Origin of the sequence: Streptomyces sp. adm13(2018), from assembly GCF_008042145.1 — a bacterium.
In the GTDB taxonomy this organism is placed as follows: domain Bacteria; phylum Actinomycetota; class Actinomycetes; order Streptomycetales; family Streptomycetaceae; genus Streptomyces.
Map to the genome: position 1 here is coordinate 9,857 of NZ_RDBH01000110.1, position 10,566 is coordinate 20,422.

The following is a 10,566-nucleotide window of genomic DNA, read 5'->3' on the forward strand; positions in this document are numbered from 1 at the left end:
CACCGAGAGTTCGGCGGACCGGTCCAGCGCCTCGGCCGGGTCCAGCACGGCGGGCTCACCGCCGGCCCCGGGTGCGGACTCCGCCCCGGCACCCGCCCCCGGCCCGCGGGCCGCGCCGGTGGTCTGAGCGGCCGCCCCGGGCCCGCCGCACGGCAGGTCCGGGGCTTCCGTGCGGCGGGTCCGGGACCTCCGTGCGGCGGCCGCCGCTTATTCGGATGCCCGGCGACCGGGGTCCGTGTACCGTCCATCGAGTGGAACCACTGACCGACAAAGAGATCCGCTCGTCCTTCGTGAACTGCACCAAGGGCGAGGCGGCCCGGCTCAAGCTGCCGCTCGACTTCGGCGAACTCCCCTGGCAGGACCTGGACTTCCTGGGCTGGGTCGACCCCGGTGCGCCACTCCGCGCCCATCTGGTCGTCCCCCGGGCGGACGGGCCGGTGGGGGTGAGCCTGCGGGTCCCCGCCGCCGGGCGGACCAGCGCCACGAAGTCGAGCATGTGCCAGGTGTGCCTGACCTCGCACGCGTCCTCGGGCGTCACACTGCTCGTGGCACCCCTCGCCGGCGCGCGCGGCCGCGAGGGGAACACGGTCGGGACCTACCTCTGCGCCGACCTCGCCTGCTCCCTGTACGTGCGGGGCAGGCGGCAGCCGAAGCTGCGCGGCCGGCGCCACGAGGAGTCCCTGACGCTGGACGAGCAGGTCGCCCGGCTCATGGGCAACCTGGACGCCTTCGTCGACCGGGTGACGGCCGGCTGAGACCGCCGCCGGGCCACCTCCGGGCCGCGATCGGGCCGCGATCGGGCCGCCTTTGCGGACGGCTCAGCGGAAGGCCTGCTCGCCGGTGAGCGCCTTGCCGATGACCAGGGAGTGGACCTCGCTCGTGCCCTCGTAGGTGAGCACCGACTCCAGGTTGTTGGCGTGGCGCAGCACCGGGTACTCCAGGGTGATGCCGTTGGCACCGAGGATCGTCCGGCACTCGCGGGCGATCGCGATGGCCTCGCGCACGTTGTTCAGCTTGCCCACGCTGACCTGCTCGGGGGTGAGGGTCCCCGCGTCCTTGAGCCGCCCCAGGTGGAGGGCGAGGAGCATGCCCTTGCCGAGTTCGACGGACATGTCCGCGAGCTTCTGCTGGGTCAGCTGGTAGGAGGCGAGGGACCGGGCGAAGACGATCCGGTCGCGGGCGTACGAGATCGCCGTCTCCAGGCAGTCGCGGGCGGCGCCGAGGGCGCCGAAGACGATGCCGAAGCGGGCCTCGTTGAGGCAGCCGAGCGGGCCGGAGAGGCCCCGGGCCCCGGGCAGCACGGCGTCGGCCGGGAGGCGGACGTCCTCCATGACCAGTTCGCTGGTGACGCTGGCGCGCAGCGACAGCTTCATCGTGATCTCCGGGGCGCTGAACCCGGGGGTGCCGGCCGGGACGAGGAAGCCGCGTACGCCGTCCTCGGTACGGGCCCAGACGACCGCGACGTCGGCCACCGCGCCGTTGGTGATCCACATCTTGGTGCCGTTGAGGATCCAGTCGGAACCGTCGCGCTTGGCGTTGGTCCGCATGGCACCGGGGTCGGAGCCGGCGTCGGGCTCGGTGAGGCCGAAGCAGCCGATGTACTCCCCCGCCGCCATCTTCGGCAGCCACTGCTGCTTCTGCTCCTCGGAGCCGTACTTCCAGATCGCGTACATGGCGAGCGAGCCCTGTACGGAGACCAGCGAGCGCAGGCCCGAGTCGACGGCCTCCAGTTCCAGACAGGCCAGTCCGTACGCGACGGCGTTGGTGCCGGCGCAGCCGTAGCCCTCCAGGTGCATGCCGAGCACGCCGGTGCCGCCGAGGGTGCGGGCGAGCTCGCGGGCCGGGATCCTGCCCTTCTCGAACCACTCGGCGACGTGCGGGCGCAGGTCGCGGTCGGCGACGGCGCGCACGGTGCGGCGGATCTCGCGCTCCTCGTCGGTCAGCAGTCCGTCGACGGCGAGCAGGTCGAAGGGGTGGACCGGGGCGGAGCTGGACTGCGACGACGACTGCGGCTGGGACGACTTCACGGACGGCCTCCTGGCGGCTGTGGCAACTCGGCGAGGCGAAGCGTAGCCCGCTGCCGGATATTGGATCCAGTATTGAAAATCCGATATCCCGGCCGTACGGTCCGATCGGATCCGATCGCCAGTGAGGGAGAACGGGATGCGCGCAGACCAGCCGGGCACGCCGGGGCCGACGCCGGCCGGCGCCCTGTCCGGGATCGTCGTCGCCGACTTCGGCCGGGTCCTCGCGGGGCCGTACATGACGATGCTCCTCGCCGACCTGGGCGCGGACGTGATCAAGATCGAGCGGCCGGGCTCGGGGGACGACACGCGCGCGTGGGGGCCGCCGTTCGCCGGCGGCGAGGCCACCTACTTCCTCGGGGTGAACCGCAACAAGCGCTCGGTCGCGCTCGACCTCACCGACACGGGCGACCTGGCGACGGCGCGCGCGATCGTGGACCGGGCGGACGTCCTGGTGGAGAACTTCCGCCCCGGCACGATGGAGAGGCTGGGCCTCGGCCACGAGACCGTGCGGGCGACCAACCCGGGGCTCGTCTACTGCTCGGTGACCGGCTTCGGCGCCGAGGAGGGCGCCGCGCTGCCCGGCTACGACCTGCTGGTCCAGGCCATGGGCGGCCTCATGAGCGTGACGGGCGAGCCGGACGGGCCGGGGACGAAGGCCGGGGTCGCCCTGGTCGACGTCATCACCGGACTGCACGCGGGCATGGGGGTCCTCGCCGCCCTCCGCCACCGCGAGCGCACCGGCGAGGGGCAGCGGGTCGAGGTGTCCCTGCTGTCCTCCCTCCTGTCGGCACTCACGAACCAGGCCGCCGCCCACCTCGGGGCCGGGGTCGTGCCACGGGCCATGGGCAACCGGCACCCGAGCATCGCCCCCTACGAGGTGTTCGAGGCGCGGGACCGGCCGCTGGTGCTGGCCGTGGGCAACGACCGGCAGTTCCGGGCGCTGTGCGAGCGCCTCGGCCTGCCCGGGCTCGCCGAGGATCCGCGCTTCGCGACCAACACGGCCCGGGTCGCCCACCGGGACGCGCTGGTGGCGGCGCTCGCCGGGCCGCTGGGGACCCGTACCGCCGGCGGCTGGTTCGAGGAGCTGACCGCGGCGGGGGTGCCGTGCGGTCCGATCAACGACCTCGCCGCCGCGTTCGACCTCGCCGACCGGCTGGGGCTCGCGCCACGGGTACCGGAGTCCGCCGCCGGTCCCGGCCAGGTCGCCCATCCGGTCCGGTTCGGCGCGACCCCGGCCGCGTACCGCGCCGCTCCCCCGCGCCTCGGCGAGCACACCGAGGGAGTGCTCGCCCCGCTCGGACGGGCCGCGGCGGGGCGCGCGCCGGACCGTCCGTGACCCCGCGCGCGGGACCGGTCGGCGGGAAGGCGTAGGAAGATGGTCGGCACCGGTGGGGAGATCATCCGGTGCGGTACGAGGAATCGGAAGGTCACAGGCGATGAGCAGCGCGGTGCAGAAGCGGCGGCCGCAGACCGCCCAGCAGTTCGTCCTGGAGGAACTGCGGCGCGCCATCACCAGCGGGGAGCTGCGGCCCGGCGGGCAGATCCGCCAGGACGCCCTCGCCGCCCGGTACGAGGTGAGCCGGGTGCCGCTCCGCGAGGCCCTGAAGGCCCTGGAGGCGGAGGGGCTGGTCGTCCACCACGTCCACCGGGGCTACTTCGTCGCGGAGTTGTCCCTGGCCGACCTGGAGGAGATCTACCGGATCCGCGAGCTCCTGGAGACGGAGGCCGTGCGCAGGGCGGTGCGGCTGATGCCGGACGGCATCGTCGCCGCCCTCGAACGGATCCAGCGCGAGGTGGAGCGGGCGGCCGAGGAGGGTGACGTGCCGGCGATGGCCGCGGCGAACCGCCTCTTCCACTTCACCCTCGTGGAGGCCTCGGAGATGCCCCGCCTGATCCGGCTGATCACGACCCTCTGGGACTCCACCGACGCCTACCGCTCCCTGTACTACGCCGACGCCCCGCACCGGAAGCAGGCGGTCCGCGAGCACCGCGCCGTCATCTCGGCGCTCCGGCACGGCGACGAGGACGCCACGATCCGCCGGCTGGACGAGCACCGGGCGCACGCGGTGGCGGCCCTGCGCGAGGTCCTGACCCCGGAGCGCGACTGAACCCCGGGCCGAGCGCGCGGCGGTGGCGCGGAACGCCCCTGCCGGGCGCCGTCCCCCTTCGCGGGGGGATGTCGATAGGCTCGGCCCATGGATCACGGGGGACTGGTCAACATCGTGGACGTCGAGGCGACCTGCTGGGACGGGCAGCCGCCGCCCGGCGCCGTCAGCGAGATCATCGAGATCGGGCTCACCGTGGTCGATCCGGGCGCGGGCGAGCGGGTCTCGCGGCACCGGATCCTGGTGCGGCCGGTGCGCTCGCGGGTCAGCGCCTTCTGCACCGAACTGACCGGGCTCACGCAGGCCGAGGTCGACACCGGTCTGGACTTCGCCGCCGCCTGCCGGCTCCTCGCGACCACGTACGAGGCGGGAGTGCGGCCCTGGGCGAGCTGGGGCGACTACGACCGCAAGCAGTTCGCCCACCAGTGCCGGGTCTCCGGCACCCCGTACCCTTTCGGGCGCCACCACACCAACGCCAAGGCGGTGTTCACCGAGGCGTACGGCCTGCGCAAGCGCCCCGGCATGGCGCAGGCCCTGGAGGTCGCCGGGCTGCCCCTGGAGGGGCGCCACCACCGGGGCGAGGACGACGCCTGGAACATCGCGGCACTGGTCCTGCGGCTCGCGGAGCGGGGCGCGTGGCCGGTGGACGGCGCCGTGGACGTTCCGTAGGCGGCTTCACGGCCTGCGGTTACCCTGGCGCCGGACGCGAGGAGGAACCATGGGGCGGATGCCGTCGGCCGAACGACGCAGGCAGCTGGTCGACGCGGCGATCAGGGCGATGACCAGGGACGGGGTCGCGCGGACCACCACCCGGTCGATCTGCGCCGAGGCGGGGGTGTCGCTGAGCGTCTTCCACTACTGCTTCGACTCCAAGCAGGCCCTGCTCGAAGCGGCGATCGAGACGATCAACAGCGACTACGTGGCGCTGGTGATGTCGGCGGTCGAGCCGGGCGCCACCCTGCGCGAGACCGTGCGGGGCGCGCTCCAGACGTACTGGGACCACGTCACGGCCCGTCCCGGTGAGCACATGCTGACGTACGACCTCACCCAGTTCGCCCTGCGGGAGCCGGGGTTCGAGCACCTGGCACGGGCCCAGTACGAGCGGTACGTGGCGTCGGCAGGCGCGCTCGTCGAACAGGTCCGCGCGATGCGGGACATCGAGCCGGGCGTGCCGGTGGAGACGATCGCCCGGTACCTGGCGGCGGCGATCGACGGCCTCACCCTCCAGTACCTGGTCGTCGGGGACGAGAAGGCGGCGGCGACCCTGCTCGACCTGACGGCGGATCAACTCGTGGTGCTCATCGCGGGATGAGGGTCGGCGTGCCGACCCCGTGGACGTCCCATGACCATCAACAGGTCATCTGTCCCGGACTATTGACTCGGTCCGTCGGCACCGCGATCCTCGGGGCGCCCGGTACTCCCCCACCGTCCGGAGGCATCGCTGACCATGACCCGACCCAATTCGCGCCGGAACGGCGCCCGGCCCGCCCTCCTCGCGCTGTTCCTGGCCCTGGCCGCCGTCCTCTTCGGCTCCGGACCCGTCCCCGCGGCAGCCGCGGGCGGCGGGTGGTGGGAGCCCACGTCCCGGCCCGCGGCCGACTCGCAGATCAACATCACGGGCACGCCGTTCACCGGGACGGACGCGCAGGGGAAGGTGCGCGGCTTCGTCGACGCCCACAACCACCTGATGTCCAACGAGGGGTTCGGCGGCCGGCTCATCTGCGGTCAGACCTTCTCCCCGGCCGGTGCGGCGGAGGCGCTGAAGGACTGTCCCGAGCACTATCCCGACGGTTCGGGGGCGCTGTTCGAGAACATCACCGGCGGGGCCGACGGCCACCACGACCCGGTCGGCTGGCCCACCTTCAAGGACTGGCCCGCCCACAACTCCCTGACGCACCAGCAGAACTACTACGCGTGGGTGGAGCGCGCCTGGCGCGGCGGCCAGCGGGTGCTCGTCAACGACCTGGTGACGAACGGCCTGATCTGCTCGATCCTGCCCCGGGACCGGAGCTGCGACGAGATGACGTCCATCCGTCTCCAGGCCCGGAAGACGTACGAACTCCAGGACTACGTCGACGGGATGTACGGCGGGCCCGGCAAGGGCTGGTTCCGGATCGTCACCTCAGCCGCGCAGGCCCGCTCGGTGGTCGAGCAGGGCAAGCTCGCGGTCGTCCTGGGCGTCGAGACCTCGGAGCCGTTCGGCTGCAAGCAGATCCTCGACGTCGCCCAGTGCAGCAAGGAGGACATCGACCGCGGACTCGACGAGCTGTACGGGCTCGGGGTCCGCAGCATGTTCCTGTGCCACAAGTTCGACAACGCGCTGTGCGGTGTCCGCTTCGACTCGGGCGCCATCGGCACCGCGGTCAACATCGGCCAGTTCCTGTCGACGGGCACCTTCTGGGCCACGGAGAAGTGCGCGGGCCCGCAGCACGACAACCCGATCGGGCTCGCGGCCGCGCCGGTGATGGCGGCCAAGCTGCCGCCGGGCGTCACCACGCCCTCGTACGCCTCCGATGCGAAGTGCAACACCCGGGGGCTGACCCGGCTCGGTGAGCACGCCCTGCGGGGCATGATCGACCGCGGCATGATGCTGGAGCTCGACCACATGAGCGTCAAGGCCGCCGGGCGGGCGCTCGACATCCTCGCGTCGGAGGAGTACCCGGGCGTCCTGTCCAGCCACAGCTGGATGGACCTGGACTGGACGGAGCGCCTGTACAAGCTGGGCGGTTTCGTCGCCCAGTACATGCACGGCGCGGAGGGCTTCGTCGGCGAGGCGGGCCAGAAGGCCGCACTGCGGGCGAAGTACAAGGTCGGCCTCGGCTACGGCACCGACATGAACGGTGTCGGCGGCTGGCCGGCCCCGGTCGGGAACGGGGCGCCGAACGCGGTGAAGTACCCCTTCCGCAGCTTCGACGGCGGCTCGGTGATCGACCGCCAGGTGACGGGCGACCGCACCTGGGACCTCAACACCGACGGCGCGGCGCACAACGGGCTGGTGCCGGACTGGGTCGAGCAGATCCGGCTCAGCGGCGGGCAGGGCGTCGTCGACGAGCTGTCGCGCGGTGCGGAGTCGTACCTGACGACGTGGAAGGCGACCGAGAACCACGAGCCGGGCGTCAACCTCGCCAGGGGCGCGGCCGGTTCGGCGAGTTCCTCGGAGTGGAACCCGTTCACCAGTTACGCGCCGGGCCGGGCGCTCGACGGCGACACGGGCTCGCGCTGGGCGAGCGACTGGTCGGACGACCAGTGGATCGGCGTGGACCTCGGGGCCGTCCGCCGGGTGGGCCGGGTCACCCTGGACTGGGAGCGGGCGTACGCGCGCCAGTACCGGATCGACGTGTCGGAGAACGGCACCGACTGGCGGACGGTGTGGTCCACGGACGCCGGCGACGGCGGCTACGACACGGCTCAGTTCCCGTCGACGTCCGCCCGGTACGTGCGGATCCACGGCGAGCGGCGGGCGACCAAGTGGGGCTACTCGCTCTACGAGGTGGCGGTGCACCGGGCCTGAGCGGGAGGGCGGGGGCCGGCCGGACCGTCCTGGGTCCGGCCGGCCTTCGGCTGTTCTCGGCCCTTTACCCAGCCATGTACTGAACAACGCTTGTCAGCCCTTGTCGGCCCCCTCGTCCCGCTCCGGCCTCCGGTAGGAGATCATGGACTCCGGAACGCAGAAGGGACGGAACGGACGATGAGGCACCGCAGTGTCGCCGACCTGATGACGCCGACCGCGGTGGCGGTGCAGCCGGGGACGTCGTTCAAGGAGATCGCGCGGCTCCTCGACGAGTACGGCATCACCGCCGTCCCGGTGGTCGACGACGAGAACCGGCCTGTGGGCGTGGTCTCCGAGGCCGACCTGCTGCGGCGCCACACGGCGAAGGGCGGGCCCAGCACCGCGGAGGCGATGATGTCCAGCCCCGTCGTGACGGCCCGGCCCTCCTGGACGGCCGTCGAGGCCGCCCGCCTCATGGAACGGCACCGGGTGAAGCGACTGCCGGTCGTCGACGCGCAGGGGTGCCTGATCGGGGTGCTCAGCCGCAGCGACCTGCTCCAGCTCTTCCTGCGCAGGGACCGCTCCATCCAGGAGGAGATCCGCGAGGACGTGGTCGTCCGCATCCTGGGGCTCTCCCCGTCGGCCGTCCACATCGACGTCGACGAGGGCCGGGTGACCCTGAGCGGCACCGTGGACCGCGCGGGGATCGGCCCCGTCCTCGTCCGGCTGTGCGAGGCGGTGGACGGAGTGGTCGAGGTCGAGGACCGGCTGGCGTACGAGGCCGCGGAGGGCGATCTGACGGTGGCGGACACCCCGTAGGAGGTGCCCGGCGGGACGGCGCGGCAGGTGTCCGGCGGTCGGGGCGCGACCGTATCGCCCAGCGGCAGACGGGCAGACCGCCGGGCTTTCGTGTCGCCGGTTACGCGGGCGGCGGGGCGGTCAGGAGACCGCCTCCGGCCAGCCGTAGCCGGGCCCGGTGCGCCGGGGCACCGTGCCGGCGCCCGCCGCCTCCATCTCCCGGTTGGCCTCGCGCATCATCTTCCCGGCCAGGTCCTTCATCGCGCGGCTCGCGGCCAGCTCGTCGCCGATCGCCGGCACGTCGACGTCCGACGGGTTGCAGCGGGCGGAGCCGTGGCCCGTGAGGGCCGAGTCTCCGGTCAGGAGCCTGGCCTCGGCCTCGGTCCTGCCGTCGTCCTCGACCAGCTCCACGCCGACCGTCCATTCCAGGGTGCGGGCCATGATCTGCCTCCTCGCGCAGCCGGCCCCGCATGACCGGGGCACGGCCCCTTCCGATACCTCCAGGATCCATCGGCGCGGGTCCAGCGGCACGCCGCGGGGCGGGCCGGCCGCCGACGCGCCCGCTACGGCGCGCGGAAGAGGCGCGGGAACCGGGGCGCGAGCCACGGCCTGCGCCCCCAGCCGAGCGCCCTGCCCCGGGCGATGACGGGCCAGGGATCGACCCGGCCCAGACCGAGGAGCAGGAAGGTCACCGGCTCCGTGAGGATGGTGCAGTCCGGGCGGACGGGAGGCTCGTGGGTGACCTCGACGGCGCCGTCCGCCACGAGGACGCCGAAGGCCTGCCCACCGCGCAGCCGCACCGCGAAGCGGGCCGTCAGCCCGGCGACGGCGGCCGGGTCGGTCACCCGGGGCATCGCCTCGATCATGAACGGCAGGGTGAGGCCCACCCGGCGCGCGTCCAGCATGTGGGGGCGGCCGAAGGCGAGCGCCAGGTCGTAGCCGTGCCCCAGCATGTGCGTCAGCAGGTACGAGCCGAGGACCGCCGGGCGCAGGGCGCCGAGCGGGGTGACGACGAGCTGCTCCGGGTCGCGCTCCTCCACGGCCGCGAGGAAGGCCTCGGCCCGGTCGGTGATCATCTCGGCGAGCGGGCCGGGCGCCCGCTCCGGGAAACCGGCGAGCGCGCGTTCGTTGGCGGCGGCGAGGCTCCCGGGGGTGCCGTCGCCGTAGGGGCGCTCGTGCCCGGCGGCCAGGTCGGCCATCAGCGCGTTGGCCTGCGCCAGGTGCGCGGCGGCCTCCCCCAGGGTCCAGGCGGACCGGGGCACGGCGCCGTCTCCGCCGGGGGCGGCGCGCAGCACCGCCGCGATGTCCTCGGCCGTCCCCCGTATCGCCTCGGAGAGCCCCTCGGGCAGCACTCCGACCGCCCCCACGCGTCCCACCGTCACCGCTCACCCCTCCCGACCGGGCAGCCCAGGGAGGCGCCGGTTGGTCAGGGACCGTACCAGCGAGTAGCCCGTTCGGCACCGGTCGGGCGAGGGCTTTCCCGCGGGGCCGCCCGGCGTCGGGCCCTACAGACCGACGTCCCGCGCCCGCAGGTCCTCCGTCGTCTCCCTGCGCACCAGGAGGCGGGCTTGGCCGTCGAGGACGGCGACCACGGGAGGACGGCCCACGAGGTTGTACGAGGAGGCCATCGAGAGGTGGTACGCGCCGGCCACCGGTACCGCGAGCAGGTCGCCCGGGTGGGTGTCGGCGGGCAGCCGTACGTCCTCCGCCAGCACGTCGCCGGCCTCGCAGTGGCGTCCGACGACGGTCACGCTCTCGTCCCCGGCCGTCGAGCGCCGGCCGACCAGGCGGGGCGCGTACCGCACCCCGTACAGCGCGGGGCGCGGGTTGTCGCTCATCCCGCCGTCCACCGCGACGAAGGTCCCGCCGGGGGTGCGCTTGACCGCGAGGACCCGGTAGACGGCGACCCCGGCCGGCCCGGCGACCGCCCGGCCCGGCTCGATGACGAGACGCGGGACGGGGAGGCCGGCGGCGGTGCAGCTCTCCGCGAGCTCGGCCCGGACCCTGCGGGCGCGGGACGTCGGTCTGTAGGGCCCGACGCCGGGCGGCCCCGCGGGAAAGCCCTCGCCCGACCGGTGCCGAACGGGCTACTCGCTGGTACGGTCCCTGACCAACCGGCGCCTCCCTGGGCTGCCCGGTCGGGAGG

At 73.7% G+C, this 10,566-nt stretch carries 10 protein-coding genes and 1 pseudogene; 7 read left to right on the top strand and 4 right to left on the bottom strand.

Translation table 11 applies throughout. The features are described from left to right. Positions 1 to 251 precede the first annotated feature (251 nt). Complete coding sequence (locus EAO70_RS09850) at positions 252 to 755, top strand: FBP domain-containing protein (RefSeq protein WP_148002628.1); 504 nt, start codon at positions 252 to 254, stop codon at positions 753 to 755. A gap of 63 nt (positions 756 to 818) precedes the next feature. Here the strand turns inward: EAO70_RS09850 and EAO70_RS09855 are convergent, their stop codons facing one another. Then, complete coding sequence (locus EAO70_RS09855; RefSeq protein ID WP_222723462.1) at positions 819 to 2,027, bottom strand: acyl-CoA dehydrogenase family protein; 1,209 nt, start codon at positions 2,025 to 2,027, stop codon at positions 819 to 821. A gap of 136 nt (positions 2,028 to 2,163) precedes the next feature. Between EAO70_RS09855 and EAO70_RS09860 the strand changes: the two genes are divergently transcribed. The 6 genes from EAO70_RS09860 to EAO70_RS09885 all read left to right on the top strand — a co-directional run bounded on the left by EAO70_RS09860 (position 2,164) and on the right by EAO70_RS09885 (position 8,441). Further along, positions 2,164 to 3,363: a CaiB/BaiF CoA transferase family protein gene (locus EAO70_RS09860; RefSeq protein ID WP_148002629.1), complete on the top strand. Its 1,200-nt coding sequence runs from the start codon at positions 2,164 to 2,166 to the stop codon at positions 3,361 to 3,363. A 100-nt stretch (positions 3,364 to 3,463) separates the two neighbouring features. Next, positions 3,464 to 4,135, top strand: a complete 672-nt coding sequence (locus EAO70_RS09865) for a GntR family transcriptional regulator (RefSeq protein WP_148002630.1) — start codon at positions 3,464 to 3,466, stop codon at positions 4,133 to 4,135. An 87-nt stretch (positions 4,136 to 4,222) separates the two neighbouring features. Beyond that, the gene (locus EAO70_RS09870; protein WP_148002631.1) at positions 4,223 to 4,801 is read left to right on the top strand and encodes a 3'-5' exonuclease; all 579 of its coding nucleotides are present in this window, start codon (positions 4,223 to 4,225) and stop codon (positions 4,799 to 4,801) included. Between the two features lie 49 nt (positions 4,802 to 4,850). Next, complete coding sequence (locus EAO70_RS09875) at positions 4,851 to 5,444, top strand: TetR/AcrR family transcriptional regulator (RefSeq protein ID WP_148002632.1); 594 nt, start codon at positions 4,851 to 4,853, stop codon at positions 5,442 to 5,444. 135 nt (positions 5,445 to 5,579) lie between these two features. Continuing rightward, positions 5,580 to 7,643: a discoidin domain-containing protein gene (locus EAO70_RS09880; protein ID WP_148002633.1), complete on the top strand. Its 2,064-nt coding sequence runs from the start codon at positions 5,580 to 5,582 to the stop codon at positions 7,641 to 7,643. A 177-nt stretch (positions 7,644 to 7,820) separates the two neighbouring features. Then, positions 7,821 to 8,441, top strand: a complete 621-nt coding sequence (locus EAO70_RS09885) for a CBS domain-containing protein (protein ID WP_148002634.1) — start codon at positions 7,821 to 7,823, stop codon at positions 8,439 to 8,441. A gap of 120 nt (positions 8,442 to 8,561) precedes the next feature. Here EAO70_RS09885 and EAO70_RS09890 read toward each other — a convergent pair whose 3' ends face one another. The 3 genes and pseudogenes from EAO70_RS09890 to EAO70_RS09900 all read right to left on the bottom strand — a co-directional run. Next, a complete protein-coding gene (locus EAO70_RS09890; RefSeq protein WP_148002635.1) occupies positions 8,562 to 8,861 on the bottom strand; it encodes a DUF1876 domain-containing protein in 300 nt (99 codons plus the stop codon). Positions 8,862 to 8,983: 122 nt separating this feature from the next. Next, positions 8,984 to 9,802, bottom strand: coding sequence for a maleylpyruvate isomerase family mycothiol-dependent enzyme (locus tag EAO70_RS09895; RefSeq protein WP_148002636.1), 819 nt, complete (start codon positions 9,800 to 9,802; stop codon positions 8,984 to 8,986). Between the two features lie 123 nt (positions 9,803 to 9,925). Next, positions 9,926 to 10,441, bottom strand: a pseudogene (locus EAO70_RS09900) (diaminopimelate decarboxylase family protein); the annotation flags it as partial. Between the last annotated feature and the right edge of the window lie 125 nt (positions 10,442 to 10,566).

Excerpts from the sequence above, each read along its gene's own strand:
- EAO70_RS09860 (WP_148002629.1), top strand. The coding sequence starts at position 2,164 with ATGCGCGCAGACCAGCCGGGCACGCCGGGGCCGACGCCGGCCGGCGCC.
- EAO70_RS09865 (WP_148002630.1), top strand. The coding sequence starts at position 3,464 with ATGAGCAGCGCGGTGCAGAAGCGGCGGCCGCAGACCGCCCAGCAGTTC.
- EAO70_RS09870 (WP_148002631.1), top strand. The coding sequence starts at position 4,223 with ATGGATCACGGGGGACTGGTCAACATCGTGGACGTCGAGGCGACCTGC.
- EAO70_RS09875 (WP_148002632.1), top strand. The coding sequence starts at position 4,851 with ATGGGGCGGATGCCGTCGGCCGAACGACGCAGGCAGCTGGTCGACGCG.
- EAO70_RS09880 (WP_148002633.1), top strand. The coding sequence starts at position 5,580 with ATGACCCGACCCAATTCGCGCCGGAACGGCGCCCGGCCCGCCCTCCTC.
- EAO70_RS09885 (WP_148002634.1), top strand. The coding sequence starts at position 7,821 with ATGAGGCACCGCAGTGTCGCCGACCTGATGACGCCGACCGCGGTGGCG.
- EAO70_RS09890 (WP_148002635.1), bottom strand. The coding sequence starts at position 8,861 with ATGGCCCGCACCCTGGAATGGACGGTCGGCGTGGAGCTGGTCGAGGAC.